General features: G+C 66.7%; 27 protein-coding genes and 1 tRNA gene. 8 read left to right on the forward strand and 20 right to left on the reverse strand.

Annotation, left to right across the window (positions count from 1 at the left end; genetic code table 11):
- Window position 1: 1 nt before the first annotated feature.
- A complete protein-coding gene (locus FHS28_RS13365) occupies window positions 2–268 on the reverse strand; it encodes a PP0621 family protein (RefSeq protein WP_088451201.1) in 267 nt (88 codons plus the stop codon).
- A 148-nt stretch (window positions 269–416) separates the two neighbouring features.
- A complete protein-coding gene (locus tag FHS28_RS13370) occupies window positions 417–1,205 on the reverse strand; it encodes a cytochrome C assembly family protein (protein ID WP_310736782.1) in 789 nt (262 codons plus the stop codon).
- Between the two features lie 95 nt (window positions 1,206–1,300).
- Here FHS28_RS13370 and ffh point away from each other — a divergent pair, with 95 nt between their 5' ends.
- Window positions 1,301–2,701 (forward strand): signal recognition particle protein, encoded by a 1,401-nt coding sequence (ffh, locus tag FHS28_RS13375; protein ID WP_088451205.1) that lies wholly within the window; start codon window positions 1,301–1,303, stop codon window positions 2,699–2,701.
- Window positions 2,702–2,983: 282 nt separating this feature from the next.
- On the opposite strand, the gene ftsY is transcribed toward ffh, so the two are convergent.
- The gene (ftsY, locus tag FHS28_RS13380) at window positions 2,984–4,129 is read right to left on the reverse strand and encodes a signal recognition particle-docking protein FtsY (RefSeq protein ID WP_246410037.1); all 1,146 of its coding nucleotides are present in this window, start codon (window positions 4,127–4,129) and stop codon (window positions 2,984–2,986) included.
- A 484-nt stretch (window positions 4,130–4,613) separates the two neighbouring features.
- Between ftsY and FHS28_RS13385 the strand changes: the two genes are divergently transcribed.
- A tRNA-Met gene (locus FHS28_RS13385) sits at window positions 4,614–4,690 on the forward strand.
- A 553-nt stretch (window positions 4,691–5,243) separates the two neighbouring features.
- On the opposite strand, the gene FHS28_RS13390 is transcribed toward FHS28_RS13385, so the two are convergent.
- The gene (locus FHS28_RS13390) at window positions 5,244–6,161 is read right to left on the reverse strand and encodes a LysR family transcriptional regulator (RefSeq protein ID WP_184294757.1); all 918 of its coding nucleotides are present in this window, start codon (window positions 6,159–6,161) and stop codon (window positions 5,244–5,246) included.
- A 119-nt stretch (window positions 6,162–6,280) separates the two neighbouring features.
- Between FHS28_RS13390 and FHS28_RS13395 the strand changes: the two genes are divergently transcribed.
- The 3 genes from FHS28_RS13395 to FHS28_RS13405 all read left to right on the forward strand — a co-directional run bounded on the left by FHS28_RS13395 (window position 6,281) and on the right by FHS28_RS13405 (window position 8,704).
- On the forward strand, window positions 6,281–7,288 hold the full coding sequence (locus tag FHS28_RS13395) for an NADP-dependent oxidoreductase (RefSeq protein ID WP_246410039.1): 1,008 nt from the start codon (window positions 6,281–6,283) through the stop codon (window positions 7,286–7,288).
- A 73-nt stretch (window positions 7,289–7,361) separates the two neighbouring features.
- Window positions 7,362–8,135: an alpha/beta fold hydrolase gene (locus tag FHS28_RS13400; RefSeq protein WP_184294760.1), complete on the forward strand. Its 774-nt coding sequence runs from the start codon at window positions 7,362–7,364 to the stop codon at window positions 8,133–8,135.
- Window positions 8,075–8,704 carry a DNA-3-methyladenine glycosylase gene (locus FHS28_RS13405; protein ID WP_088451213.1) on the forward strand — a complete coding sequence of 210 codons (630 nt, stop codon included), beginning with the start codon at window positions 8,075–8,077 and terminating at the stop codon, window positions 8,702–8,704. Before FHS28_RS13400 ends, FHS28_RS13405 begins: the two co-directional genes overlap by 61 nt.
- Before the next feature lie 39 nt (window positions 8,705–8,743).
- Here FHS28_RS13405 and garD read toward each other — a convergent pair whose 3' ends face one another.
- On the reverse strand, window positions 8,744–10,312 hold the full coding sequence (garD, locus tag FHS28_RS13410; protein ID WP_088451215.1) for a galactarate dehydratase: 1,569 nt from the start codon (window positions 10,310–10,312) through the stop codon (window positions 8,744–8,746).
- 33 nt (window positions 10,313–10,345) lie between these two features.
- Complete coding sequence (locus tag FHS28_RS13415) at window positions 10,346–11,689, reverse strand: MFS transporter (RefSeq protein WP_088451217.1); 1,344 nt, start codon at window positions 11,687–11,689, stop codon at window positions 10,346–10,348.
- A 231-nt stretch (window positions 11,690–11,920) separates the two neighbouring features.
- Here FHS28_RS13415 and FHS28_RS13420 point away from each other — a divergent pair, with 231 nt between their 5' ends.
- The 3 genes from FHS28_RS13420 (at window position 11,921) to FHS28_RS13430 (ending at window position 14,318) form a co-directional block, all read left to right on the forward strand.
- The gene (locus tag FHS28_RS13420; protein ID WP_088451219.1) at window positions 11,921–12,910 is read left to right on the forward strand and encodes a DUF3369 domain-containing protein; all 990 of its coding nucleotides are present in this window, start codon (window positions 11,921–11,923) and stop codon (window positions 12,908–12,910) included.
- A 68-nt stretch (window positions 12,911–12,978) separates the two neighbouring features.
- On the forward strand, window positions 12,979–13,764 hold the full coding sequence (locus FHS28_RS13425; RefSeq protein WP_088451221.1) for an adenosylcobinamide-GDP ribazoletransferase: 786 nt from the start codon (window positions 12,979–12,981) through the stop codon (window positions 13,762–13,764).
- Complete coding sequence (locus tag FHS28_RS13430) at window positions 13,761–14,318, forward strand: histidine phosphatase family protein (RefSeq protein WP_184294763.1); 558 nt, start codon at window positions 13,761–13,763, stop codon at window positions 14,316–14,318. Before FHS28_RS13425 ends, FHS28_RS13430 begins: the two co-directional genes overlap by 4 nt.
- Before the next feature lie 34 nt (window positions 14,319–14,352).
- Here FHS28_RS13430 and FHS28_RS13435 read toward each other — a convergent pair whose 3' ends face one another.
- From FHS28_RS13435 to FHS28_RS13500, 14 genes are all read right to left on the reverse strand, one after another.
- Window positions 14,353–14,607: a YfhL family 4Fe-4S dicluster ferredoxin gene (locus FHS28_RS13435; RefSeq protein ID WP_088451223.1), complete on the reverse strand. Its 255-nt coding sequence runs from the start codon at window positions 14,605–14,607 to the stop codon at window positions 14,353–14,355.
- Between the two features lie 6 nt (window positions 14,608–14,613).
- The gene (gene coaD / locus FHS28_RS13440; RefSeq protein ID WP_246410042.1) at window positions 14,614–15,123 is read right to left on the reverse strand and encodes a pantetheine-phosphate adenylyltransferase; all 510 of its coding nucleotides are present in this window, start codon (window positions 15,121–15,123) and stop codon (window positions 14,614–14,616) included.
- Window positions 15,124–15,161: 38 nt separating this feature from the next.
- The gene (gene rsmD, locus FHS28_RS13445; protein ID WP_375140747.1) at window positions 15,162–15,833 is read right to left on the reverse strand and encodes a 16S rRNA (guanine(966)-N(2))-methyltransferase RsmD; all 672 of its coding nucleotides are present in this window, start codon (window positions 15,831–15,833) and stop codon (window positions 15,162–15,164) included.
- A gap of 53 nt (window positions 15,834–15,886) precedes the next feature.
- Complete coding sequence (hisF, locus tag FHS28_RS13450) at window positions 15,887–16,648, reverse strand: imidazole glycerol phosphate synthase subunit HisF (protein WP_088451229.1); 762 nt, start codon at window positions 16,646–16,648, stop codon at window positions 15,887–15,889.
- Between the two features lie 4 nt (window positions 16,649–16,652).
- Complete coding sequence (gene hisA, locus FHS28_RS13455; RefSeq protein WP_088451231.1) at window positions 16,653–17,396, reverse strand: 1-(5-phosphoribosyl)-5-[(5-phosphoribosylamino)methylideneamino]imidazole-4-carboxamide isomerase; 744 nt, start codon at window positions 17,394–17,396, stop codon at window positions 16,653–16,655.
- Window positions 17,397–17,458: 62 nt separating this feature from the next.
- The gene (hisH, locus tag FHS28_RS13460) at window positions 17,459–18,112 is read right to left on the reverse strand and encodes an imidazole glycerol phosphate synthase subunit HisH (protein ID WP_184294766.1); all 654 of its coding nucleotides are present in this window, start codon (window positions 18,110–18,112) and stop codon (window positions 17,459–17,461) included.
- Entirely contained in the window at window positions 18,112–18,705 is a 594-nt protein-coding gene (gene hisB / locus FHS28_RS13465) for an imidazoleglycerol-phosphate dehydratase HisB (RefSeq protein WP_088451235.1), read from the reverse strand. Before hisB ends, hisH begins: the two co-directional genes overlap by 1 nt.
- Window positions 18,706–18,770: 65 nt before the next feature.
- Window positions 18,771–19,874: a histidinol-phosphate transaminase gene (gene hisC, locus FHS28_RS13470; RefSeq protein WP_088451237.1), complete on the reverse strand. Its 1,104-nt coding sequence runs from the start codon at window positions 19,872–19,874 to the stop codon at window positions 18,771–18,773.
- Window positions 19,871–20,407, reverse strand: coding sequence for a PIN domain-containing protein (locus FHS28_RS13475; RefSeq protein WP_246410044.1), 537 nt, complete (start codon window positions 20,405–20,407; stop codon window positions 19,871–19,873). Before FHS28_RS13475 ends, hisC begins: the two co-directional genes overlap by 4 nt.
- Window positions 20,407–20,625 (reverse strand): CopG family transcriptional regulator, encoded by a 219-nt coding sequence (locus FHS28_RS13480; protein WP_088451239.1) that lies wholly within the window; start codon window positions 20,623–20,625, stop codon window positions 20,407–20,409. Before FHS28_RS13480 ends, FHS28_RS13475 begins: the two co-directional genes overlap by 1 nt.
- Before the next feature lie 72 nt (window positions 20,626–20,697).
- The gene (locus FHS28_RS13485; protein ID WP_088451241.1) at window positions 20,698–21,237 is read right to left on the reverse strand and encodes a Csu type fimbrial protein; all 540 of its coding nucleotides are present in this window, start codon (window positions 21,235–21,237) and stop codon (window positions 20,698–20,700) included.
- Window positions 21,234–23,741 (reverse strand): fimbria/pilus outer membrane usher protein, encoded by a 2,508-nt coding sequence (locus FHS28_RS13490; protein ID WP_088451243.1) that lies wholly within the window; start codon window positions 23,739–23,741, stop codon window positions 21,234–21,236. The genes FHS28_RS13485 and FHS28_RS13490 overlap by 4 nt, the downstream gene beginning before the upstream one ends.
- The gene (locus tag FHS28_RS13495) at window positions 23,713–24,486 is read right to left on the reverse strand and encodes a fimbrial biogenesis chaperone (protein ID WP_184294770.1); all 774 of its coding nucleotides are present in this window, start codon (window positions 24,484–24,486) and stop codon (window positions 23,713–23,715) included. Before FHS28_RS13495 ends, FHS28_RS13490 begins: the two co-directional genes overlap by 29 nt.
- Window positions 24,487–24,554: 68 nt before the next feature.
- Window positions 24,555–25,076 carry a Csu type fimbrial protein gene (locus FHS28_RS13500; protein WP_088451247.1) on the reverse strand — a complete coding sequence of 174 codons (522 nt, stop codon included), beginning with the start codon at window positions 25,074–25,076 and terminating at the stop codon, window positions 24,555–24,557.
- Window positions 25,077–25,328 lie beyond the last annotated feature (252 nt).

The following is a 25,328-nucleotide window of genomic DNA, read 5'->3' on the forward strand; positions in this document are numbered from 1 at the left end:
ATCAGGACGACCGGGCCTCGAAACGGCTGCGATGGTCGGCGCAGCAGAAATGCCCGCCCCGGCCGGGCAGGGATTCACTCACCGGCAGATGGGTGCCGCACTCGGCGCAGCGCACCATCTCTTCCGGCGGTGGCTCGGCGGCCACGGGGACAGTCGGCGCCTGGGGCCTGGCGGCGGGCGCCGCGGTGTCGCGGTCCGGCCGGCCGCGCTTGAAGCCCAGCACAAAGAAAAACAGGGCCAGCACCAGCACCCAGAACAGCAGTTTCATCGCCTCATTCCGTCCACATCCGCACGCATGACCGCCGGCAAGAACACCGGCATGACCATTCGCAAGACCATTCGCAAGACCCTTGGCAAGACCATTCGCAAGATCATTTGAGCGCCCATTCGCCCGACCACCTGCACAACCAGCCGCCTCACCAGCCGCGCTGCAGCACCACTTCCAGCACGAAGCGGGAACCGGCGTACGACAGCAGCAGCAGTCCCGCGCCAAAGTACAACCATCGCGTGGCCCGGCGCCCCCGCCATCCAAACACCTGGCGGCCGGTCAGCAGGCCGGTCAGCACCACCCAGCCCATCACGGCGAACAAGGTTTTGTGGTCCCAGCGCCAGGTCGGGCTGAAGGCCCAGCCCAGCAGCAGCGCCAGGGACAGCACCACCACACCGGCAGCCACGAACTGGAAGGTCAGCCGTTCCAGTCGCAAGAGCGGCGTGGCGAGCATCGGACCGCCCTGCCCTTTCTGGGCGCGCATCTGCCGCTCGGCACGGTTCAGCATCACCGCGTGCATCACCGCCACGCCGCACAGGCCGTAGGACGCCAGCCCCATCGCCCAGTGCAGCGGCGCCAGCGCGGAGCCCGCCTGTGGGCGATATTCGCCGGGAAAGAGCCAGGCCAGCAGCATCACCGCCAACCCCAGCACACTCAGCCAGCGTTGGGCGGAGGGCAGCGGCAGGAAGCGGCTTTCCACCAGATACACCCCCAGCACCAGCCACAGCGTCATGGACAGCGACGGCGCGAAGCCGAAACGCGCGGCATACACCAGGGCCCCGTCGGGCGTCGGCGCGCCGATGCCGGCGATGTCGGCCACCAGCGCGGCCAGGTGCAGGCACCAGGCCAGCGCGAGCACGGCGCGCCAGATCTTGGGGCGACGGGTGGCCCAGACGGCGGCCAGCGCATAAGCCAAAACACCGGTGATGCTGAGCACTGTCAGCAGGAGGCCGGCGGGCTGTTCTGATCCGAACGATAAAATCATCCGCAAAGTGTAATGAGACCCGCCGCAGTTCAACCGGCGTTTAAACAATGGCATCCACTCTCACCGACCGCCTGAGTCGCCTCGTCAAGACGATGCGCGGACAGGCCCGCATCACCGAAGACAACGTGCAGGACATGTTGCGGGAGGTGCGGATGGCCCTCCTGGAGGCGGACGTGGCCCTGCCTGTCGTTCGCGACTTCATCGCCCGCGTCAAGGAAAAAGCGCTCGGCGCGGAGGTGGTGGGTTCGCTCTCCCCCGGTCAGGCGCTGGTGGGCATCGTCCACAAGGAACTCGCCGCCACGATGGGCGAAGGCATTGCGGACATCAACCTGGCCGCCCAGCCGCCAGCCATCATCCTGATGGCCGGTCTGCAGGGCGCCGGCAAGACGACCACGACCGCCAAGCTGGCCAAGCACCTGATCGACAAGCGCAAGAAGAAGGTGCTGACGGTGTCGGCGGACGTGTACCGCCCGGCCGCCATCGAGCAGCTCAAGACGGTGACTGGTCAGGCTGGGGCCGAATGGTTCCCGTCCGCGCCGGACCAGAAGCCGCACGACATCGCGCTGGCCGCGCTGGACCACGCCCGCCGACACTTCTTTGATGTGCTGCTGGTGGACACGGCCGGTCGTCTGGCGATTGATGAAGCCCTGATGGCGGAAATCAAGGACCTGCACGCCACGCTCAAGCCGGTGGAAACGCTGTTTGTGGTGGACGCGATGCAGGGTCAGGATGCGGTGAACACCGCCAAGGCCTTCCGCGAGGCGCTGCCGCTGACCGGCATCGTACTGACCAAGCTGGACGGCGATTCGCGCGGCGGTGCGGCGCTGTCGGTGCGTCAGATCACCGGCGCGCCGATCAAGTTCGCGGGCGTGTCCGAGAAGATCGACGGCCTGGAGGTGTTTGATGCCGACCGCCATGCCGGCCGCGTGTTGGGCATGGGCGACATCGTGGCGCTGGTGGAAGAAGTCCAGAAGGGTGTGGACGTCGAGGCGGCGCAGAAGCTGGCCGAGAAGCTCAAGTCCGGGGACGGCTTCGATCTGAACGACTTCCTGGCGCAGATCTCGCAGATGAAGAAGATGGGCGGGCTGTCCGGACTGATGGACAAGCTGCCGACGCAGATGACCGCCAAGGCCGGTGCCGCCGACATGGACAAAGCCGAGCGCGACATGAAACGCATGGAAGGCATCCTGAATGCGATGACCGCCAAGGAGCGCCGTCAGCCGTCGCTGCTGATGGACGGCAAGTCCAAGGCCAGCCGCAAGCGCCGCATTGCTGCGGGCGCCGGCGTGCAGATCCAGGAAGTCAACCGCCTGCTCAATCAGTTTGACCAGATGCAGGGGATGATGAAGAAGATGAAGGGCGGCGGGCTGATGAAGATGATGAAGAAGCTCGGCGGCGCCAAGGGCCTGAAAGGCATGATGGGCGGCGGCGGCGGGATGCCGTTCTGAGTCGGTCGCGCAGGGGCGGAGCGGCTGGGCGGAGGGGTTGCGAGCTCGTCCGCTTCTCGCTCACTCCTCGCTGACCCCTCACTGCCCCCTCGCTAACCGCGCGTACGCTTTTCTTCAGAAGAAAGGGCTCCATCAAGGAGCCCTTTTTTGTTGCGGGTCGCTGCGACCGGCGCAGCCACCGGTGAGGTCGGGTGACTCCGGCTTCGGCCACCGCCTGCCGCCGCCTGCCGCAGTAACGGTAGGTGCTGAGCGGCTTACCCGAGACGGATCATCCGAGACGCGTCACTCCAGCAAGGCCTGCGCAAACTCCCGCGCATTGAAGGTCTGGAGGTCTTCGAGCTTCTCACCGACGCCGATGAAGTACACCGGCACCGGCCGCTCGCGGGCGATGGCCGCCAGCACGCCGCCCTTGGCGGTGCCGTCCAGCTTGGTGACGATCAGGGCGGTCAGACCGAGCGCCTCGTCGAAGGCTTTGACCTGGGTCAGCGCGTTCTGGCCGGTGTTGCCGTCCACCACCAGCAGCACTTCATGCGGTGCGCCTTCCTGCGCCTTGCCGATCACGCGACGGATCTTCTTCAGCTCTTCCATCAGGTGAAGCTGAGTGGGCAGACGGCCGGCGGTGTCGGCGATGACCACATCCGCACCGCGTGAACGACCGGCCACAACGGCGTCAAAGGTGACGGCGGAGGGGTCCCCGCCCTCCTGGCTGACGATCTGCACGCGGTTGCGGTCTGCCCACACCGACAGCTGCTCGCGAGCAGCGGCCCGGAAGGTGTCCGCAGCGGCCAGCAGCACGTTGGCTTCGGCATCCGCCAGATGGCGGGTGAGCTTGCCGATGCTGGTGGTCTTGCCGGCGCCGTTGACGCCAACGACCATCATCACGGTGGGCGAGTGCTCACCAATGACGAGTTGGCGCTCCAGCGGCTTGAGCAGCTCGGTGAGGGCTTCCACCAGCAGCAGGCGCACGGCGGCGGGGTCGGTGGCTTTGGATTCCTTGACCCGGCGCTTGAGGTCCTGCAGCAGGAACTCGGTGGCCTTGACGCCCGCGTCAGCCATCAGCAGGGCGGCTTCCAGCTCTTCGTAGAGCTCGTCGCTGATCTGGGTGCCGGTGAAGACCTGCGCGATGCTGGAACCAGTCTTTCGCAGGCCCTGGCGGAGCTTGTCCATCCAGCTTTTGCGAGGGGCGGGTTCGACGGCGGGGGTGGGCTCTGGGGTGGGCGCGAGGGCCGGTGCTGCGGCTGCGGCTGCGGCTGCGGCTGCGGCTGGGGCGGGAGTCGGGACCGGTACGCGCGCGGGGGCGACAGGGGCCGGGGCTGCCTGTACCGGCGCGGGTGGAGCGACCGGGGCCGGAGCGAAGCGCTGGGACGCAGGGGACGCGACGGGAGGCACGGTCGGCGCGGCAGAGGGCCCTTGCCCAGACGCGGGCATCGTGCGCTGCGCGGCCACTGAAGCCACCGATGGCGAGGCCGGCGCCGAAGTGGGTGCCTGCGCCGGCACAGGAGCAGGAGCAGGAGCAGGAGCGGGAGCGGGGGTAGCGGCAGGGGCAGGCGTTGCCGGTGCGGCCGACGGCACAGCAGGCGGCTGTTGGGCATCTGCGACAGGACCAGCCGCCGGAGGCGCAGGCGCCGCAGACGGACTGACGGCAGGCGCCGGGGTAGCGGGCGTCGGTACCACCGTAGGCGCGGGCGCAGGGGCCGGCGCTGGGGTCGCGACAGGCGCCGGCTGGGGCGCTGCAACGGGGCTGGGTACAGGCGCGGGCGCCGGTTCCGCCGCCGGGGTGGGGTCGGAACCGAAGCCGAGTTTTTTCTTGATGAAGCTGAACATGAAGGGGACTGCTCGCCGTTTCTTTCGCCTTTTTTCGGCGGGGCTTGCATTGTCGTAGAAAAGCTTGCTATAGTCGCGTTCTTCGCAAGGCGCTTTAGCTCAGCCGGTTAGAGCGACGGAATCATAATCCGCAGGTCCGGGGTTCGAATCCCTGAAGCGCCACCAAATACAGCAAACCCGCAGAAGCATCGCTTCTGCGGGTTTTTGCTTTGGAGCGCAATCTCCCGAGCTCCTAGGCGTTTGGCAAGACCTTCTCGCCCGCTCCCTGACCGCCGTACGCCAAGCCTCTTCGCTGGGCTCGAGTTCCGGAAATGCGCTCACGGCCGGATCACTTCGGCCATGACGGTGGACACGGCCCGCCCCACCGCCTGCTTCAAGTCGCGGTGCGCCGTCACAGGCAGGCATTGGCATTGGCATTGGCGAGTGGATCATCTAGCGCCGCCATGACATCGATGCCGCCATCCCGCAGCGCTCTCGCATATTCAATCCTCGGCAAATCCATCGCGTCCTGGGTCCATCAATCAGTTGATGGCTCACAGTGTGAAACCCAAGCACCTGCCTTCGGCTGAGCATTGAACAGCATGACCAGGTCGCTCACCGACTTCACCTTGCCGTAGCCAGGATTCGCCTCGATGTTTTCGAGGGATCGACCGGCGCGCCGGCTGAGTCCCTGGCCCTGGCTGTGGCGGCAACCATGCCCGAGGCCGACGCTATGGCGTCATTCCAGGCTGGGCGCCTGAATGATCTCTGCCAGGTACGCCACGAGCGCCCTCACCGCAGGATTGTTTCTCCTGCTCTCCGGCCACACCGCATGGATGTTGGAACTGTTCACCCAGTGCGGTTTCAGAATCGGCATGAGCAGCCCGCGCTCCACGTAGGGAGCGGCAATCCATGACGCCGCCATGCCGATGCCCGCGCCGGCGGCGAGCAACTCAACCACGGCGTCACTCACATCAACCACGATGGCAGCCGGCGGACGGAGCTCCACCTTACGATCCCCGACGCTGAACGGCCAGCTCAGCAACTGCCCTGAATTCTGGAATCTGAAGTTCACGCAGTCATGTCCCGCCAGGTCGTCCGGCCGCTGGGGCGTTCCTCTGGCCGCCAGATAGCCGGGCGATGCATACGCACCGAGCTGGACCGGTGCCAGGGTTCGGGAGAGCAATCCTGAATCCGGCAGATGCCCGATGCGCACTGCGACATCCACCCGCTCCTGGACGAGATTGACGTAATGGTCGCTGAGACGGATGTCCAGCTTGACCTTCGGAAAGCGCCTTCGGAACTCAGGCAATGCCGGCGCGAGGATGCGTGTTCCGATGGGCAATGGCGCCGCGATTTTCAGTGTCCCACTGGGCTCGGCCTGCGCGGCGGTGGCGGACTGAACCACATTTTCAGCGGCCTGCAGCAGCGCCAGCGCTTTTTCCTGGAGCTCGTGCCCCTCTGGCGTCAGAGAAAGCGCCCGCGTGGACCGGGTGAAAAGCTTGACGCCCAGAAGCGCCTCCAGACGCTGAATCGATTTGCTGATCGCCGAAGGCGATACCGAGAGCGACCGCGCGGCGGCCGTGAAACTGCCGAGAGAGGCGGCCCGCGAGAACGCAATGATGCCGGTGAGGCGTTCAAAGTTGATTTGTTCCATCCTGGCACTTTTCAATCAATTCACAGAAGGATTATCAAACGAAAGGAACACCATCACACTGCCTTTATCGCGGCTCCGGCCGCATCACACCCAAAGGCATAGAGATGGACGTCAGAACAATGAAGGCAATCCGGCAACATGAATTTGGCGGACCCGACGTACTGCGATACGAAGACGCCCCCAAGCCCCAGGCGGGTCCTGGGGAGGTGCTCATCCGGGTGCATGCGGTCGGGGTGAATCCGCCGGACTGGTACCTGCGCGATGGCTATCGGATGCTGCCGCCAGAATGGCAACCCCGGGTGGAATTCCCTGTCATCCTGGGTACGGATGTCTCGGGCGTGATCGAGGACGTCGCCGAGGACGTCACCGGATTCAAACCCGGGGATGCGGTCTATGCGATGGTTCGCTTTCCCACCGGTCTCGCAGGTCAGAGTCGCGCGTATGCCGAATACGTGACAGCGCCCGCCAGTGAAATCGCGCTGAAGCCGGCCCGCGTCGATCACGCCCATGCTGCAGCGGCGCCCATGTCCTTGCTGACGGCGTGGCAGTTTTTGATCGACCAGGGCCATGACCTGCCGAATCCCCTTCAGCCGCATCCTCACCAGCCCGTTCCGCTGGAGGGACGTACGGTGCTGGTGAATGGGGCTGCGGGAGGGGTGGGGCACCTGGTCGTGCAACTTGCCAAGTGGAAGGGGGCTCAGGTGATTGCCGTGGCTTCCGGTCGCCAAGAGGCGTTCGTTCGAGGCCTGGGCGCGGATGATTTCATCGACTACACACGGGTGGCCCCGGAAGCAGTAGTGACCGGCGTTGATCTAGTGGTCGACTGCGTCGGCGGGCCCACTTCCGGACGCTTCCTGCAGACGCTCAAGCGCGGCGGCGCTCTGTTCCCGATCTTTCCACTGGGCTTCGACGGCGCTGAGGAGGCGGCCAGGCGCGGGGTAACGGTTTCGGCCACCCAGGTCCGTTCGAACGGTCAGCAGCTGGCCACGCTCAGCGGCCTGCTCAATGACGGGACCGTCCGAATCGCGATCGACAGCCGATATCCGCTGTCGGACGCACGGGCTGCCCATGAGCGCGCCGCGAAGGGGCACATCGCCGGCAAGCTGGTGCTCACCGTTCGGGAGTAAGACGATCCATCAAGCGCATCAAAGCCGGTGTGCGGCGCGAAGATCGGTGGCAGAAGCGCAGATACTGCCCACCATGTTGCGTCTCGTGCTGTTGCCTGGAATGGATGGAACCGGCCGTCTGTTCAATCCATTGCTGGCCGCTCTCCCGCCTTCCATGCCCACGACCGTGGTGAGATATCCCGGGGAAGCGGCCAGTTACGACGCCCTCACGGCCTACGCCGTCCAGGCATTGCCGAAGGATGCGCCTTACGTCCTGCTCGGCGAATCCGTCTCCGGGCCTGTTGCGATCCGACTAGCCTCGATGCATCCTCCAGGCCTGCGGGGCGTCATCCTGTGCGCCACGTTTGCCAGGTCCCCCAGCCGATGGCTCAGCCGGCTCGCGCCAGCTGTTCACCTGATCCCTCCCATGCCACCGCCGCTCGCCCTCTTGCGCCGCCTGCTCTGTCACGGAGCACGTGCGGATGCGCACACCCTGGCACTGCTGGCCTCCGCTGTCGCCAGCATTTCCCCAAAGGTTCTGCTGCAACGTCTGAGGGAAGTCGCCGCCGTAGACGTCTCGGCGCCACTGATGGCGGTGCATAGCCCCATGATGTATCTACGGGCCCGTCACGACCGGCTGGTCCCGGCCGCGGCCTTCGACCATCTGCAATCGATTCAGCCCGACCTTCAGCTCGCTGAATTCGACGCCCCCCATCTGCTGCTGCAAACAGTGCCCGAAGAAGCGGCTGCGGTGATCTGCGCCTTCATGGAGGCAGGCGCCCCATTTGCCGCTTCACCACCGCCACCATGCCCCGCCGCCCCACCCTCCACTTCAACGCCGACGCCCCCCAACTCGCCCGTGAGCTGATCGGGGCGTTGCTGCTCGTGGACGGCGTGGGCGGACGCATCGTCGAGACGGAGGCCTACGACATGGACGACCCGGCCTCTCACAGTCACGGCGGACCGCGCCCGCGCAATCGCTCCATGTTCGGCCCGCCCGCGCATGCTTACGTCTACCGCTCTTACGGCATCCACTGGTGTCTGAATCTCGTCTGCCGGGAGGAAGGTCATGGCGCCGGCGTGCTGATCCGCGCCATTGAGCCGACACAGGGTCTCGACGTGATGCGGGCCCGCCGCGGCCTGCAGGACGAGCGCCTGCTGTGTTCAGGCCCAGGGCGCGTGGCTCAGGCGCTCGGCATCACGCGCGAGCACGACGGCCTGCGCATCGATCAACCGCCCTTTGAGCTTCAACCGCCGGATGCGGAGCACGACGTCGTCGCCGGCGTTCGCATCGGCATTTCGAAAGCGGTCGAGGTACCTTGGCGGTTCGGCCTGACGGGTTCACGCTTCGTCAGCCGGCCTTTCCCGCCAGTCCACGCAGTGTCGGCCGTTCCTGCATCCCCACCGGCGTCCCGGGGGCGTCGTCGTTCCCGATGACGCCGATACGGGCGTACGGGAGGCAACTGCCAGCAACGCTCAGGTGATCGGCGCCGGATTGAACAGCACCAGCGCGTTGTGCAATTGATGCCGCTCCGCCCAGGTCCGGCGTCCGCTGGCCACATCGAGCATCAGCTGGAACATCTCCCAGCCCATCTCTGCAATTGTCTTTTCGCCATCGGCAATCAGGCCGGCATTCACATCCATCAGGTCATGCCAGCGCCGCGCCAGATCACTGCGCGTCGCGACCTTGATGACGGGACATTCCGCCAATCCATACGGCGTGCCGCGGCCGGTGGTGAACACATGCACGTTCATACCCGCCGCCAATTGCAGCGTGCCGCAGATGAAATCACTGGCGGGGGTCGCGGCATAGATCAGCCCGCGCTGCCCATTGAGTCGTTCCCCCGGTGACAGCACCCCACTGATGGGTGCGCTACCGCTTTTGACAATCGATCCCATCGCCTTCTCAACGATGTTGGACAGCCCGCCCTTTTTGTTGCCCGGCGTCGTATTGGCACTGCGGTCCACACTGCCCCGCTTCAGATACGCGTCGTACCAGGCCATTTCACGGATCATCGCGTCGGCCACTTCGGGCGTTGAAGCGCGGGCCGTGAGCTGCGCAATGCCGTCACGCACTTCGGTGTTCTCGCTGAACATCACCGTGGCGCCTGCCCGCACCAGCAGGTCGGCGCAGAAGCCCACTGCCGGATTGGCCGTCACGCCGGAAAACGCATCGCTGCCGCCGCACTGCACCCCCACCACCAGCTCGGATGCCGGCACGGTCTCGCGCCGCCGCGCATTCAAACGCTCCAGATGCTTGCGAGCCGTCTTCATGATCGAATCGACCATGGACATGAAACCCACATGCTCGTTGTCCTGGAGGCACACCACGTCCAGGCCCGCGTTGGGGTCTCGCTCATCGCTGATCGGGATGACGCCCGGCGGCAGCAGGCGCTCCGGCTGCAGCTTTTCGCAGCCCAGGCTCACCACCATCACCTCACCGCCGAAGTTCGGATTCATGCTGATGTGACGCAGCGTGCGGATGGGAATGATCGCGTCCGGCGCGTCAATCGCCACGCCGCAGCCATAGGTGTGCTCCAGCCCCACGACATCATCCACATGCGGATACAGCGGCAGCAGTTCCGACTTGATGCGCTGAACTGCGAAGTCCACCACCCCGGCCACACACTGCACGGTGGTGGTGATGGCCAGAATGTTGCGAGTGCCGACCGTGCCGTCCGCATTCCGGTAGCCCTCGAAGGTGTAGCCCTCCAGCGGCGGCAGTGCCGGCGCGGCGACGGTCGCCTTGGGCAGTCCCTCCAGCTCCCGCGCCTCGGGCATCTGCAGCAGGCGCTCATGCACCCAGCGACCCGCCTCGATGGTCTCGACCGCATAGCCGATGGGCACGTTGTAGCGCAGCACCGGCGCGCCGGCCGGCAAGTCCACCAGCGCCACCTTGTGGCCCTGCGGCACCTTGTCCTTGAGCGTCAGCCCATTGGGTAGCACCGTGCCGGCGGGCAGACCGCCGTCATTGGCCACGATGGCCACGTTGTCGGCTTCGTGAATCTGGATGATGAGCGGCGCGTTGGCAACGACAGTATTCATGATCTCGTTCCTCTCAGCAGTGACCTCAGAGCCTCAGGCCTTGAGCTGCACCCGCTTGATCTCGCCCACGACCAGCAGATAGCTGACCACCGCAATCACCGCATGCGCACCGACAAAGACCAGCGCGCCATTGAACGAGTGGGTCTCCTGCACGATGTAGCCGATGACGATGGGCGTCGTGATGCCGGCAATGTTGCCGAAGGTGTTGAACATCGCGCCGCTCAGGCCGGCGATTTCCTTCGGCGACGTATCTGACACCACCGCCCAGCCCAGCGCACCCAGGCCCTTGCCGAAGAACGCCAGCGCCATGATGGCGACCACCAGCCAATGCAGCTCCACATAGTTGCAGGCAATCATCGAGGTGGACAGCAACATGCCGATCACGATCGGTACCTTGCGGGCGACGGTCAGCGAATGGCCGCGACGCAGCAGCCAGTCCGACACCACCCCGCCCAGCACTCCACCCGCGAAACCGCAGATGGCCGGCACCGCGGCGACGATGCCGGCATTCAGCACCGTCATGCCGCGCTCCTTCACCAGATAGACCGGGAACCAGGTGAGGAAGAAGTAGGTCAGCGTGTTCACGCAGTACTGCGCGATGTAGACGCCCAGCAGCATCCGGTTGCCCAGCAACTGCTTGAGGTAGGCAAGCTTCGGGCCGGCCGGTGCGCGGGCACCGCCTGCCTTCGCCTCCTGGGCCGACAGCAGCGCGCCGCCCGCCTCGATGTGCTGCCGTTCCGCCGCACTCACGCCGGGATGCTCCAGCGGGCTGTTGTGCATTGTCTTGAGCCAGACCAGCGACAGCACCACACCCAGCGCGCCCATGAAATAGAAAACGTCCTGCCAGCCCAGCGAGGACACGATCCACGCCATGATCGGCGCGAACAGCACGGTGGCGAAGTACTGCGCTGAATTGAAGATGGCGGAGGCCGTGCCGCGCTCCGCGACCGGGAACCACGCGGCCACCATGCGTCCGTTAGCCGGGAAGGACGGTGACTCCGCCAGGCCCACCATGAAGCGCAGCGCAAACAGCACCACGATGGCGGTGGCCGCGTCGAAGAAGTGAACGGCGCCCTGCAGCATCGTGAAGACCGACCAGAGCAGGATGCTCCAGGCATAGACCTTCTTGGCACCGAACCGGTCCAGCAGCCAGCCGCCGGGCAACTGCCCCGCCACATAGGCCCAGCTGAACGCCGAGAAGATGTAGCCCATCTGGACCGAGCTGATGCCCAGTTCCTTGGACAGCACCGGCCCGGCCACGCCGACGGTGGCACGGTCCGCATAGTTGAGCACGGTCACCACGAACAGCATCGCAAGGATGCCGAACCGCGCGCGGCTGCTGGTGGCGCCCGAGGCCGCCGAAAGTGAAATCTGCATGTTGTCTCCTGGGGTCCGGTCGTCCGATCTGTTGTCGGTTGGTACCGTTACCATGAATTGATGATACCGGTACCAACTCGTGCGTCAACGCGCTCACGGGTAAACCATGAGTCGCGCAAATTTGAGGAAGTTCGCTTTTGAAACGACGCCTCCCTCCGCATAATCAAAGTCGCGACAAGGCGGACACACACAAGCGACCACACCCCCGAAAGACGTCCGCAGGGAGGCCCCATGAACAGCGATTTCGTCTTTGCAGACGAACTGCCTGAAGAGGTGAGCGACGGTCACCGCACACGCCTGCTGCCGCCCTGGGTGGTGATGATCGTGGACGACGATCCGGCGGTGCATCAGGTGACGCAGCTGGTCATGGACGACTTCGAATTCGCCGGTCGCAAGCTGCAGTTTCTCAATGCCTACACCGGCAGCGAAGCTCGCGATCTGCTGCAGAGCCGGCAGGATGTGGCGCTGGTGCTGCTGGACGTGGTGATGGAATCGGACCATGCCGGCCTCGACGTGGCGCGCTACATCCGCGAGGAGCTTGGCAACCGTCATGTGCGCATCGTCCTGCGGACCGGCCAGCCCGGTCAGGCGCCGGAAGAAGAGGTGATCAAGGCCTATGACATCAACGACTACAAGGAAAAGACCGAGCTGACCAAGCGCAAGCTGATCACCGTCTTTTATTCGTCGCTGCGCTCCTACCGGGACATCGTCACCCTGGACCATGCGCGCCAAGCGCTGCGCCGGTCCATCGAAGCCATCACCCAGATCCACGATGCGGGCAGCCTGCGGCATCTGGCCTCGGCGCTGCTGGACCAGTTGGCGCATCTGCTGGGGCACGAGGTGCAGGGCCTGTGTGCCAGCCGCATGGCCGCCTATGCGGCCTCCCAGGGAGAAGGCGCACTGCGCGTGCTGGCGGCCACGGCGGAGTTCCAGGGCCTGCTGGATGAGTCCGCCGTGCGCGACCTGCCCGCCGATGTGAAGGGCGCGCTGGAACAGGCACTGCAGACCCAGCAGAGCCATGCGGACGGCGACTGCTTCATCGGCTACTACCGGACGCACACCGGCAATGAGAGCCTGCTCTACATGCGCTTCTCGGAGCCGGTGGATGCCGACGGGCAGGAGCTGCTGCAGATCTTCTGTGCCAATGTGGCGATTGCCTATGAACGACTGCTGATGGGGCAGATGCGTTCCTCCGCCGATTCGGCCGGGACCGGAGCCTGACGCCGGACTCGCCCGCCGTATCATCCCGGCCGTCCCGTCTGACCTCGGCCGCGCCTGCGGCCGGCACCATGCATCAAGTCCGCCTGTTCTTCATCGCCCTGCAGTTCTTCACCCGCATTCCCATTCCCCGGTGGACCGGGTTTCAGCCGGAATGGCTGCATCAGTCCGCCCGCTACTTCCCGCTGGTCGGTGCGGTTGTGGGGCTGTGGTCGGCGGCGGTGCTGTGGCTGGCCATGCTGGTGTTTCCGAACAGCGTGTCGGTGGTGCTCGCCATGGCGGCCAGCATCTGGCTGACAGGCGGCTTCCATGAAGACGGTCTGGCCGATACCTGCGACGGCCTGGGCGGCGCGGTCAGCCGCGAGCGCGCCCTGGAGATCATGAAGGACTCGCGCCTGGGCAGCTACGGCGCGCTGGGCCTCTTTCTGATGCTGGGCCTGAAGGCCGCCACGCTGGTCGGCCTGGCCGATGCGGACCCGACCCTCGCGGTCACTGCCCTGCTCTGGGCCCATCTGGCGTCGCGCGCCGCGCCGGTCTGGCTGATGCATGCGCTGCCTTATGGCGGCGATGCTGCCCATGCCAAGGCCAAGCCGCTGGCCACCCAGATCAGCGGCCGGGAACTGGCGATGGCGCTGGGCACGGTGGTGCTGGCCAGCGGCCTGTGGGCCTGGCTGCTGCCGGACGACATTCCGCTGCTGCTGGGCGCCATCGTGACCTGCGCCGGCCTGACCTTCTACATGCAATCGATGCTGGAGCGCCGGCTGGGCGGCTACACCGGGGACAACCTCGGCGCCACCCAGCAGGTGGTCGAAGTGGGGGCGCTGCTGGCCTGCCTCGGGCTGGGAGCCTACTTTTGAGCGAGGCGTGCTTCAGCGTCTGGCGCCATCCGCGTCCCACCGGCGCCAAGGGACTGTGCGTCGGCGCGCGGTGTGATCTGCCGGTGCCGGCGCGCCGCGCCAAGCGGCTGGCCCGGCGGATCCAGGCCCATGCCCGGCGCCACCGGCTGCTCCACGAAATCTGGACCTCTCCGCTGCGGCGCTCTGCGGACGTGGGGCGTTGGCTGCGCCGTTGGGGCTGGATCCATCACCGCGATGCGGCGCTGAGCGAGCTGGATTTCGGCACCTGGGACGGACGGCCCTGGTCGGAGATCCCGAAGGACGAGATCGACGCGTGGGTGGCGGACTTTGCAGGCGGCCAGCCGGGCGGCGGCGAAAGTCTGGAAGCCTTGCTGCGCCGGGTGATGACCTGGTCGGGTGAACGGCCCGGGGCACTGGTGGTCAGCCACGGCGGCTGGATGCTGGCGCGGCGCTGGGTGGCGGACCATCCGGACCGCACGCCTGCTCCCGAGGCGTGGCCGCAGCCACCCGCCTATGCAGAACGCTGGAGCTTCCCGGCCGGAGCCCGAGCCTGATCCTGGCGACGCCTCAGCCCTCAGCCCTCAGTCCTCATGCCTGCGTGGCCGTCAGCCTCACATACTTCTGCATCAGCGTCTCCCGTGTTTCCACATGGGCCGGATTAACCGGAATGCAGGCAACCGGACAGAGCATCACGCATTGCGGCTCTTCGAAGTGGCCGACGCATTCGGTGCACTTGCCGGGATCGATCTGGTAGTACTCCTCGCCCATGGAGATGGCGTGGTTCGGGCACTCCGGCTCACACACATCGCAATTGATGCATTCGTCGGTGATCATCAAAGCCATGGCAGCTCAATCCTTGCTTGACCCGCGGGCCAGGCGTTCATCCAGACGTGCACGCACCAGCGGCGACACGAACTTGCTCACATCCCCGCCCAGCGTTGCAATCTCGCGCACGAAAGTGCTGGAGATGAACTGGTACTGATCGGACGGGGTCAGGAACACGGTCTCGACATCCGGCATCAACTGCCGGTTCATGCCGGCCATCTGGAATTCGTATTCGAAGTCGGAGACGGCGCGCAGCCCGCGCACCACCACCTTGCCGCCCTTCTCCAGCACGAAGTTGCGCAGCAGGCCCTCAAAGGCCACCACTTCCACATTCGGATAAGGCGCCACCACCTGTCTGGCCATATCCAGGCGTTCCTCGATGCTGAACATCGTGCGCTTGTGATGACCTGCGGCCACGGCCAGCACCAGTCGTTCAAACAGGCGGCTGGCCCGGCGCACCAGGTCTTCATGACCCAGGGTCAGCGGGTCGAAGGTGCCGGGGTAGACGGCGGTGAGGAGGGTCTGGGAAGTCAAGGGGTCGCTCCAGGGGCACTGGGGTGAACGGCCCCTGATTATCCGTTGCGCTGGAACAGACGGTAGTGCACCGCCCCCGCACGCCCTTCCCGCCATAGGGACAGTCCCAATTCGGGCGGGGGCTCCAGCGCTTCCGGCGCTTCCAGATAGATCAGCCCCTGCGGCACCAGCAGCGGGGCGGCGGCGCGCAGCGCGCGTTGAAAGAGATCCTGAGCGAAGGGCGGGTCCAGCAGGACAAGGTCAAAGCTCGCGGATGCCGCACGGCCCATCCAGGCCAGGGCGTCCGCCACCTCAATCCGCATCGGCACGGTGCCGTCCTTGTCCAGACGCTTGAGGTTGGCCCGCAGCTGGGTCGCCAGACTGGCGTCTTTCTCCAGCAGGGTGACATGGCTCGCTCCGCGCGAGGCGGCTTCAAAGCCCAGCGCGCCGCTGCCCGCAAAAGCGTCCAGCACCCGCCAGCCGTTCAGGTCCTGGCCCAGCCAGTTGAAGAGGGTCTCCCGGACCCGATCCGGCGTCGGCCGCAGCCCGGGCCGATCGGCCACCGGCAGCTTGGAGCGCTTCCACACCCCACCCACGATACGGACCTCGCTAGGTCCCCGAGAAGCGGCCGCGCCGGAGCGGGCGCCGGACGCGGCACCGGCGGCGACGCCTGCACGACCCGCCCCATGGGCCGAACTGGCCTGAGGCGCGCCTGCCCGCTTCCGCGCCACGGATGCGCTCCCGGACGGAACCTGTGAGGACCGAGCTTTGCCGTCTCGACCGCTCATGGTCGAACCGTGATGCCTTGCGCTGCCATCAGCGCCTTGGCCTCGCCCACCGTGTGCTCGCCGTAATGGAAGATGCTGGCCGCCAGAACGGCATCCGCGCCGCCCTTGGTAATGCCGTCCGCCAGATCCTGCAGAGAACCGACGCCGCCCGAGGCGATCACCGGTACGGGCACGGCGTCCGCCACCGCGCGGGTCAGGTCCAGGTCGAAACCGCTGCGGGTGCCATCACGATCCATGCTCGTCAGCAGGATCTCGCCCGCGCCCAGCTCGGCCATGCGCACCGCCCAGGCCACCGCATCCAGCCCGGTGTTCTTGCGCCCGCCATGGGTGTAGACATCCCAGCCCTGGCCATCCGCCCGGCGCTTGGCATCGATGGCCACCACGATGGCCTGCGCGCCGTATTTGTCCGACGCGGCGCGGATCAGCTCCGGCTCCGCCACGGCGGCGGAATTGAAACTGACCTTGTCCGCGCCCGCATTGAGCAGCCGACGCACATCCGCCACCGAGCGCACGCCGCCGCCCACCGTCAGCGGAATGAAGACCTGGGAGGCCACCGCTTCGATGATGGGCAGGATCAGGTCGCGCCCGTCGCTGGTGGCGGTGATGTCGAGGAAGGTCAGTTCGTCCGCGCCCTGCTCGTTGTAGCGGGCTGCGATTTCCACCGGATCTCCGGCGTCTCGCAGTTCGACGAAGTTGACGCCCTTGACGACCCGGCCGCCGGTGACGTCCAGACAGGGGATGATGCGTTTGGCCAGCAAGTGCTCAGGCTCCGTTGAGTTCGTCCGCCCGGGTCTGGGCGGTGGCGAAGTCGAGATCGCCGGTGTAGATGGCCCGGCCGCAGATGACGCCCTGCACGCCTTCGGATTCGACTGCGCACAGCGACTCGATGTCCTTCAGGTTGGACAGGCCGCCCGAGGCGATCACCGGGATGCTCAAGGCCTGGGCCAGGCGCACGGTGGCATCGATGTTGATGCCGGTGAGCATGCCGTCGCGGCCGATGTCGGTGTAGATGACGCCTTCGATGCCGTAGTCCTCGAACTTGCGGGCGAGGTCGACGACTTCATGGCCGGTCAGCTTGCTCCAGCCGTCGGTGGCGACCTTGCCGTCCTTGGCGTCCAGGCCCACGATGATGTGGCCGCCAAAGGCAGACGCTGCATCCTTCAGGAAGCCGGGATTCTTCACCGCGGCCGTGCCGATGATGACGTAGGACAGGCCGTCGTCCAGGTAGCGCTCGATGGTGTCGAGGTCCCGGATGCCGCCGCCCAGCTGGACGGGAATTTCGTCACCGACCTCGCGAAGGATCGCCTTGATGGCGCCTTCATTCACGGGCTTGCCGGCAAAGGCCCCGTTCAGGTCCACCAGATGCAGGCGACGGGCGCCGGCATCGAGCCAGCGGCGCGCCATCTCGGCGGGGTCTTCGCCGAAGGTGGTGGAGTCGTTCATGTCGCCCTGTTTGAGGCGGACGCACTTGCCGTCTTTCAGGTCAATGGCGGGGATCAGCAGCATGGCCGAATACGGGTGGGAGGTGGAGGAAAGGGGTGGGGGAACGAGAAAACCTGCGGATTGGATCAGGGCTTCCAGTGCAGGAAGTTGCGGTAGAGCGCGAGCCCGAACGCGGCACTTTTCTCGGGGTGGAATTGAGTGGCAAAAATGTTATCCCGCGCCACGGCGCAGGTAAAGCGCAAGCCGTAGTCACTCTCGCCCACGCTGTGCCCGGCATCGGTGGTGCGGGCATAAAAGCTGTGCACGAAATAGAACCAGCTGTCATTGGGCACGTCACCCCAGACCGGATGCGTCCGCATCTGGTGCACGCGGTTCCAGCCCATCTGCGGCACCTTGTAACGGCTGCCATCGGGCTGGCGCTGGCCCTCCAGCTGGAAGCGCTGCACCCGGCCCGGGATCAGGCCCAGGCCCGGCGTGTCCTGCTCTTCGCTGTGGTCCAGCAGCATCTGCATGCCCACGCACACGCCCATCAGCGGCTTGTGGGCGGCCGCATGCAGCACCGCTTCCTTCAGGCCGGAGTCCTGCAGCTCGCGCATGCAGTCGCGCATCGCGCCCTGCCCCGGCAGCACCACGCGTTCGGCGGCCATCACCTCTTCCGGACGGGCGGTGATGATCACCTGCACACCCTGACCCTCGGCCGCATGCATCACGGCCTGGGAAACCGAGCGCAGATTGCCCATGCCGTAGTCCACCACGGCCACGCTGCGGGTGCCGGCCATCACAGGGTCCCCTTGGTGGAGGGAATCACCCCGGCGGAGCGGGGGTCAGGCGTCATCGCCATGCGCAAGGCTCGGCCGAAGGCCTTGAAGATGGTTTCGCACTGGTGATGGGCGTTGTGGCCCTTCAGGTTGTCCACATGCAGGGACACCAGCGCATGGTTCACGAAGCCCTGGAAGAACTCGTAGGTCAACTGGGTGTCGAAGGCGCCGATGGCACCGGAGGTGAACTTCACGTCCATCGCCAGGCCCGGACGGCCGGAGAAATCCACCACCACGCGGGACAGCGCTTCGTCCAGCGGCACATAGCTGTGGCCGTAGCGGGTGATGCCCTTCTTGTCCCCGATGGCCTGCGCCACCGCCATGCCCAGCGTGATGCCGACGTCTTCCACCGTGTGATGGCCGTCGATGTGCAGGTCGCCCTTGGCGTCGATGTCCAGGTCGATCAGGCCGTGACGGGCGATCTGGTCCAGCATGTGGTCAAAGAAGCCGATGCCGGTGGACAGATGGGCCTGGCCGGTACCGTCCAGGTTCACGCGGACGCGGATCTGGGTTTCCTTGGTGTCGCGGCGGACTTCGGCGATGCGTTCGCTCATGTTGCTTCCAGGGGCGGGGTCGGGGTTCGGAGTCGAAAGAGAGACGTAGGGGGATGCCGTGGGCTTCAGAGTGCCACAGAACCGGCCTGCTCCGCCAGCGTCGCACGCAAGGCAGTGAGCATCGTGTGGTTCTCCTGCGGCGTGCCCACCGTCAGGCGGACGCAGCGGGCCAGCAGCGGATGCATGCCCGAGACATTCTTGATCAGCACGCCACGGGCCTTGAGCCCCGCATGCACCGCATTGGCATCGGGCACCCGGGTGAGGATCATGTTGCCCTCACTGGGGAAGGCCGTCACGCCCGGCAGCTGGGCCAGCTCGGCCTGCAGGCGCTCGCGTTCGGCGCGCAGCTCGGCGGCCTGCTGGTCGTAGACATCGGCATGCTCCAGCGCGAACAAGCCGGCTTCGGCATTGAGCACGCTGATGTTGTAGGGCGGACGCAGCTTGTCGACCTGATGCACCACTTCGGCCTGACCCATCAGGTAGCCGATGCGCACCCCCGCCAGGCCGAACTTGCTCATGGTGCGCATCACCAGCACGTGGTCGTAGCGGTCCAGCAGGCCCATGGCATTGCGGGCGGCGAAGGGCTGGTAGGCCTCGTCGATCACCACCAGCCCCGGGGCGATCTGCACCAGGCGCTCGATGACGTCGGCGTCCCAGAGGTTGGCGGTCGGGTTGTTGGGATAGGCCAGGTACAGCAGCGCCGGCTGATGGGTCTCGATGGCGGCTTGCATGGCGGCTTCGTCCAGCTCGAACTGCGGCGTCAGCGGCACTCCGACGAAGTTCAGGCCCAGGTAACGGGCGGACAGCTCGTACATGACAAAACCGGGCACCGGGGCCATCACCGTCGCGCCCGGACGGGCCACGGCCAGCGACAGCAGAGAAATCAGCTCGTCCGACCCGTTGCCCAGCATGATGCCGTGATGGGCCGGCATGCCGGCGTGGCGGGCCAGGGCCTGTGCCAGTTCGCCGCTGCGCTCGCCCGGGTAGCGGTTGATGGCCACCCGGCCCAGCCGCTCGCCCAGCGCCTGCTGCAGCGATTCGGGCAGGCGGTAGGGGTTCTCCATCGCGTCCATCTTCAGCAGGCCGGCGGCGCTGTGCACCTGGTAGGCATGCAGGGCACGGACGTCGTCGCGGATGTGCTCAAGGGCGCGGGTCAGGAAGGCAGTCATGCGGAACGCTCGACACGGGCTGCGTCGGCCGGCAGGGCCCGCAGCGGATTGAGGATGGTGACGCTGTCATACAGCTGCTGATGCGGCAGCGTCAGGCTCAGCAGCAGGTCGCAGCCCTGCACCTTGGCGGCGGCCACGATCAGGGCATCGGCATAGGGCAGATTGAAGCGGCTCTCCAGGGACCAGGCCGACTCGACCGTCGCATGGTCGATCGCCCAGGGGGCCCAGCGCTGATAGCGGCGCACTTCGGCACGGGCATCCCCATTGGGCATCGGCGGGTCGATGCGGCTGGTGATGGTGCGGTAGAACTCGTTGAGCACCTGGCTGGACACACGGCCCAGGCGCTGCTGCCATAGCACCTGGAGCCAGCGCATCACCTGGGCGCGTCGCTCGGGGAAGGCGCCGTCCTCGCTCTGGATCAGCACGGAGGTGTCGACAAACACCGGGCCGGACACGGCCACGACCGGAATCTCCGCCGGCATGTCCGTCGGCAGTGGCGCCGGACACCCGGCGGCAGCGTTGCGGCGGCTCATCAGGGCAGTTCCCGGCTGGGATAGCCGCCGCCGTCCGAGGCCCAGGTGCGCTCGCGGTGCAGCCAGTCCTGTAACGCGCGCTCATAGGCGTCGTCCGAGCGCATCTTCTCGGCCAGCAGCTCACCGACAAGGCGGGAGACGCTGGTATTGCGCCGTGCGGCTTCCAGCCGCGCCCATTCGGCGACGCTGTCTTCCATGGTCACGGTCACGTTCTTCATGAGTCGGAATGCTACACGAAGTTCGTGTTGCACGAACTTCGTGTCCTCTTCATTTCCTTGGGCGGAACGCGCTTATTGGTAGGTGACGGTCACCGTCAGGCTGTCGGTATAGGTGCCGGGCGGTACGGTGAGCTGCCGGCCCGGGATCCGGCCGTAGACAGTGAAGGTGACCCCGGGTGTCAGTCCGAGCGCGTCCAGCAGCACCGAGCTGGACACCCGGCCGGTGGACGTGGTGCCATCGCCCCAGACGGTGGTGTAGTTGCTGTCGAGATAGACGTTGTAGGAAATGGTGTTCGCACCCGAGGCCATGCGGCGGGTGCTGAAGCTCGTGCCGCCGCCCTTGCCCAGGTCCACGGTGAAGGGCACGAGCAATCCGGCCACGCCGCCGCAGGTGACCTTGACGCTGCCGGTGGAATCCGTGTTGCCAAAGGCCAGCGGGTTGTAGGCCGCGAACACGATGTTGGTCACCACCACATTGCAGGTGCAGACCGCAGGCAGGCATAGCGCCTGCGCCTGGGGGGCCGACAGCAGTCCGGCCAGGCCTGTGAGCAGCGGTGCCAGATGCCGCAGCCAGAGCCCCCCGTCGTCCCACTGCGCTGCCCGTCGCTTCATGGCGCACTCCTCGTTGTGGACGCTGGCGTCGGCGTGGCCTGGCAGGTCACCACCCCCAGGTCCGGCAGTTCCCGCGCACCCGGCGGCAATTCAATGCTGGCTTCACACCCGCCGTCCGGCCATCGGACTTCCAGCCGGTGCGGTCCCGGCGCGGCACTGAGCCCCGCAACGAACGCCCGCCCGTCCAGCCCCACCGGGAAGCTGCGCATCTGGTCCACCGGGCGCAGGTCCGCCCCGGCCGGCACCGGATGCCCGTGCGCGTCCACCAACCGGAAGGTGGCCGTGCGGCTGATCCCGATGGGGAAGCGGATCAGCGAGGCGCGGCGCGCGGCGGGCGTCACCTGAAGGTCCAGCGATTCGATGTCGGCATCCAGCGGCAGGTCGTCCGCCATGACGCCCACCCGGTTGACCTGGTAGCCGCGCAGCGTGGGCAGATAGGCGCGGCCGCTGGCATCGGTGCGGGCAACCACCTGGTTGTCGTGGGTGATGCGGACATCGGGATGGTCCGCCACCTCCACCACCGCGAATCCGCCATCCACCCGGCGGCCCGCATAGACACTGCCGTCCAGCCAGGCGAGCCCACCGCCGACGCCCGCGCGCAGATCGGTGCGCCCCTGCAGACGGGACACGCCCCCGTTGAGCGCGACATGCCGGTCCTGCCATTGCGCCAGCAGCTGCCGACGTCCGCCCGAGTCGGCCAGCACCTGATATCCCAGCCCTTCCCCAGGCGGCGGGTTGTCCTGGAACTGCAGCTGCCACTGGCGCTGCGACGGTGAATCGCCGCCGCGCTGGCCCTGCCAGCTGGTGGAGATGCTTTGATGGTCGCCGATCGGCAGCGTCCAGAACAGCGACACCGCCGTGCCGCCGCCCCCACCGGCTTTCAGCATCGACAGACCGATATAGCCCCAGGCGCCAAGGCCTCGGCCCGCGTTGAGCGTCCACAGCTTTGTGGCCGGCGTGATCACGCCCTGGACCGACGGCCGCTGCGGCGCGCCCTGGTACACCAGCCCCGCACCGAGTCCCCAGCCCTGCCACTGCGTCCCCAAGGTCGCCGAGCCGCTCCAGCGCGGAGATTCCGTCAGTCCGCGCTGGACAAAGCCCACCGACGCCCGACGCACCTCCACCGCACCGCTCCAGCCGAACCCCTGGCGCTCCAGGCCCAGGGTGCCCAGCCAGCCGCCACGGGGGAGGCGCCTACCGGCGACGCCGCCCTCCGACACGCCGCCCACGCTCCCCGTGCTGCCGCCGTCACTCAGGTCCTCGCCGCCCGCCAGACGGCTGTGGCTCCGCGCCACCGAGACATTGAGCGTGCCCCAGTCCTGCAGCAGCCACAGCCCCGAGGCGCCCACGGTCTGCTGATCCGCCGCCAGCTCACCTCGCCCCTCGACGGTGAAATGCGTGTTCACCCCACGCCGCCAGGTCACCTGACCGAGCCCCTGCCCATACCGCGCGCTGTCGATGCCATAGTTCTCACGCACCCAGCCCAGCTCGAAGCTGTAGGCATCGAGCCCCGGTTTGAGCAGCGATGGGCTGATGTAGTAGGGCTGCACCACCACCTGCTCCCGTCCCAGCAGATCCTTCACCACGGTGCGGATCTCCCCCTGCCCGGTCACCAGCGGCAGGTCGGTGATGTCGAAGGGCCCGGGCTGCACCCGCCCCTGCAGGCGCTGGCTGTTGTTGACAAACACGTCCACGGTGGACGGCAGCGCCGCCTCGCCTTTGAGCGTGGGCAGGGGAAAACTCAGGAAGCCGGGACGCAGGCTGAAGTCGGACGCCCACTGCACGCCGCCCATCCGCAACGCCCGTCCCCAGCTCCCAGCCTGACTGATCACATCCCCCACCCGCAGCGTGGCGAGCCGGGCGGGCCGGTCCCAGGTCCACCGGGTGTCGAGCCGCGTCCAGCCGCTGTCACTGCGGTAGAGCATCTGATGATTGAGGTCACCCGGGCCGGTCAGCACGCCCAGCTCGGCCAGGCCGTCCAGTGCGCCGTCGCCGCCGACGCGGCGTTGCCATTGCAGGTCGTAATTGGCGAACAGTCCGAGCTGCGCCGGCAGCGTGACCTGCGTGGCGGCGCGATCCAGTTCCAGCTTCTGATTGGCGAAGGCTTGCGGCGGAGCGTCCAGTTCGAGGGTCTGGCTGAGTTCTTCCACCCGCCAGCGCACCAGCCCCCCGGGACCGTCGCTGAGGATCAGATACAGCTCGTTGTCGATCATCCGCGGCGGCAGGGACGGCGGCCGCAACATCAGCTCCTGCCAGAGCGTCTGAGGCAGGGCAAGGCCCTCGGGCACCCGCACGGCGCGCACCGTCTGAGGCCGCGGCTGCCCGTTCACCCGCAGCCCCAGCAGCAGCGTCTCGCCGAAGCGGGGCGCCGCGGCAGCACGCTCGGCGGCCAGACGCTCCAGCGTGCGCTGCAGGTCATCCGCCGACGTCTGACCGGCCGCCGCCAGCGGCGCGGCCAGCAACAGGCTGCAGCACTCACTGCGAGCCCGCGCCCAGTGCGACATGCTGCAGGCCCTGGTCGGTCAAGACCTGGAGCGTGCCGGAAGGGCTGGCAGGGGTGGCGATGCGAAAGCTTCGCTGCTCCCCGGGAAAGATCACACTCTGCGCACCCGACACCGCGAGGACCTTGCTCTCGCCAGCGGCGCCGGCCAGCCGCAACTCGCTGACCTTCATATGCACATTGCCGTTGTTGGAGACGGTGGCCACCGTGTCGCCGCTCGAAGTGCGCTGCACCTGCCAGGTCTGCTCCCGGCGCACCTGATTCGGCGCCACATACACCGGCACCCGCAGCGCCACCAGCACCCGCACCTGCCCGGACACGCGGTTCTCACTGGCGCGAGCCACCGGGACTTCGCGCAGCACCATCCGGTAGGTGGCTTCCTGTTGCAGGTCGGGCGTGCGGCGCAGACCCAGCCGCAGGATCTGCGTCTGCCCGGGCTGCAGGGTGAAGATGGGCGGATTGACGATCAACTCCTGCGTCGGCGCATCCAGGTCCTGGCCGGCCTGCCGCGTCCAGGCGATGGCCTCGGCCTGCATCACCACCACGTCGTTGCCGTTGTTGACCACCTGGACGGTGGCCCGGTCATTCTGTCGATCCAGGTGAACGTTGACCGGCATGATGCTGACATCCGCACCCCAGGCAGGCGCGCTCATGAATGCCGCCAGCAGCCAGGCGCCCAACGGCAGCCATCCGATGAACCGGTAACTCGGTGAATACCGCCAAGGAAGCGGCGGCACATTCGGTCTCATGGATCCCTCCATTGCTGTTCTCCTGTTCTGCCGTCCCTCCGCACGCGCCACCGCAGGCAGCGGCGGTGTCAATAACTGATGGTCACCGTCACCGTGTCGGTGTAGACCCCCGGCGGAATGCCGGTGAGCGACGGCAGCCGGCCATAGATGGTCACGTTCTGCGGATTGCCGGAGCCCGTCCCGCTGTAGGTGGCGCTGGCGGTGCCATTGCCCCAGACCGAGCTGCGGCCACTGTCCACATACAGTTGATAGGGCAATGAATAAGCGCCGCTCTTGAGCAGCCGACCGGTGAAGTTGGTGGCCGTCCCGGCATTGACGCCGGCATTGAGCGACAGCGTGTAAGGCGTCGTGGCGGTGCATTGCACGGTGAGGGTGGAGGTGGCGTCGACCACGGCCGCATTCACCGGATTGAGTGCATTGCCAAAGTTGAGCGTACTGCCGGAGACCGTGCAGGCGCTCGTCACCAGTACCGACGAGCCCAATGAACTGTTCACCGTGCCCGCGGTCGCATTGGGCAGGTACACGGCAGCGCTCAGACACATCCCCGCCATGGCGGGCTGGAGCCAACGCATAAGCAGCAGCGGGCTCATGGGCCCGTGATGGTTGTCCGTCCCTTGCAACCCCTGATGAGGAAGTGCCCCGCCATTGGATGCATCGTCGCGCCGCCGTCGGACCGGAAGGTCAGGAGGCGAACGCAAGTGCAGGCTAGAGGCGACGGCTATGAAATGCAAGCCACCCGAACGTCATGCCCGTTTCATCGAGGAGACAACCGCTGTACGTCAATGACTGACTGCTGAGTGGAGAGCCCTGACGCGCTCAGCGCAGCAAACTTTCACACGGGT

Origin of the sequence: Roseateles terrae, from assembly GCF_014192155.1 — a bacterium.
In the GTDB taxonomy this organism is placed as follows: domain Bacteria; phylum Pseudomonadota; class Gammaproteobacteria; order Burkholderiales; family Burkholderiaceae_C; genus Roseateles; species Roseateles terrae.

What these genes read in the sequence shown, in the direction of transcription:
- FHS28_RS13490 (WP_088451243.1), bottom strand. Translation starts at nt 23,741, where the DNA reads ATGTCGCACTGGGCGCGGGCTCGCAGTGAGTGCTGCAGCCTGTTGCTG.
- FHS28_RS13475 (WP_246410044.1), bottom strand. Translation starts at nt 20,407, where the DNA reads ATGAGCCGCCGCAACGCTGCCGCCGGGTGTCCGGCGCCACTGCCGACG.
- FHS28_RS13435 (WP_088451223.1), bottom strand. Translation starts at nt 14,607, where the DNA reads ATGGCTTTGATGATCACCGACGAATGCATCAATTGCGATGTGTGTGAG.
- hisH (WP_184294766.1), bottom strand. Translation starts at nt 18,112, where the DNA reads ATGGCCGGCACCCGCAGCGTGGCCGTGGTGGACTACGGCATGGGCAAT.
- ftsY (WP_246410037.1), bottom strand. Translation starts at nt 4,129, where the DNA reads ATGCCCGCGTCTGGGCAAGGGCCCTCTGCCGCGCCGACCGTGCCTCCC.
- FHS28_RS13365 (WP_088451201.1), bottom strand. Translation starts at nt 268, where the DNA reads ATGAAACTGCTGTTCTGGGTGCTGGTGCTGGCCCTGTTTTTCTTTGTG.
- FHS28_RS13395 (WP_246410039.1), top strand. Translation starts at nt 6,281, where the DNA reads ATGAAGGCAATCCGGCAACATGAATTTGGCGGACCCGACGTACTGCGA.
- FHS28_RS13405 (WP_088451213.1), top strand. Translation starts at nt 8,075, where the DNA reads ATGCCCCGCCGCCCCACCCTCCACTTCAACGCCGACGCCCCCCAACTC.
- FHS28_RS13485 (WP_088451241.1), bottom strand. Translation starts at nt 21,237, where the DNA reads ATGAAGCGACGGGCAGCGCAGTGGGACGACGGGGGGCTCTGGCTGCGG.
- FHS28_RS13425 (WP_088451221.1), top strand. Translation starts at nt 12,979, where the DNA reads ATGCATCAAGTCCGCCTGTTCTTCATCGCCCTGCAGTTCTTCACCCGC.
- hisB (WP_088451235.1), bottom strand. Translation starts at nt 18,705, where the DNA reads ATGAGCGAACGCATCGCCGAAGTCCGCCGCGACACCAAGGAAACCCAG.
- FHS28_RS13400 (WP_184294760.1), top strand. Translation starts at nt 7,362, where the DNA reads ATGTTGCGTCTCGTGCTGTTGCCTGGAATGGATGGAACCGGCCGTCTG.
- FHS28_RS13480 (WP_088451239.1), bottom strand. Translation starts at nt 20,625, where the DNA reads ATGAAGAACGTGACCGTGACCATGGAAGACAGCGTCGCCGAATGGGCG.
- ffh (WP_088451205.1), top strand. Translation starts at nt 1,301, where the DNA reads ATGGCATCCACTCTCACCGACCGCCTGAGTCGCCTCGTCAAGACGATG.
- FHS28_RS13495 (WP_184294770.1), bottom strand. Translation starts at nt 24,486, where the DNA reads ATGAGACCGAATGTGCCGCCGCTTCCTTGGCGGTATTCACCGAGTTAC.
- hisA (WP_088451231.1), bottom strand. Translation starts at nt 17,396, where the DNA reads ATGCTGCTGATCCCCGCCATTGACCTGAAAGACGGCAAGTGCGTCCGC.
- hisC (WP_088451237.1), bottom strand. Translation starts at nt 19,874, where the DNA reads ATGACTGCCTTCCTGACCCGCGCCCTTGAGCACATCCGCGACGACGTC.
- garD (WP_088451215.1), bottom strand. Translation starts at nt 10,312, where the DNA reads ATGAATACTGTCGTTGCCAACGCGCCGCTCATCATCCAGATTCACGAA.
- FHS28_RS13415 (WP_088451217.1), bottom strand. Translation starts at nt 11,689, where the DNA reads ATGCAGATTTCACTTTCGGCGGCCTCGGGCGCCACCAGCAGCCGCGCG.
- FHS28_RS13420 (WP_088451219.1), top strand. Translation starts at nt 11,921, where the DNA reads ATGAACAGCGATTTCGTCTTTGCAGACGAACTGCCTGAAGAGGTGAGC.
- FHS28_RS13390 (WP_184294757.1), bottom strand. Translation starts at nt 6,161, where the DNA reads ATGGAACAAATCAACTTTGAACGCCTCACCGGCATCATTGCGTTCTCG.
- FHS28_RS13500 (WP_088451247.1), bottom strand. Translation starts at nt 25,076, where the DNA reads ATGAGCCCGCTGCTGCTTATGCGTTGGCTCCAGCCCGCCATGGCGGGG.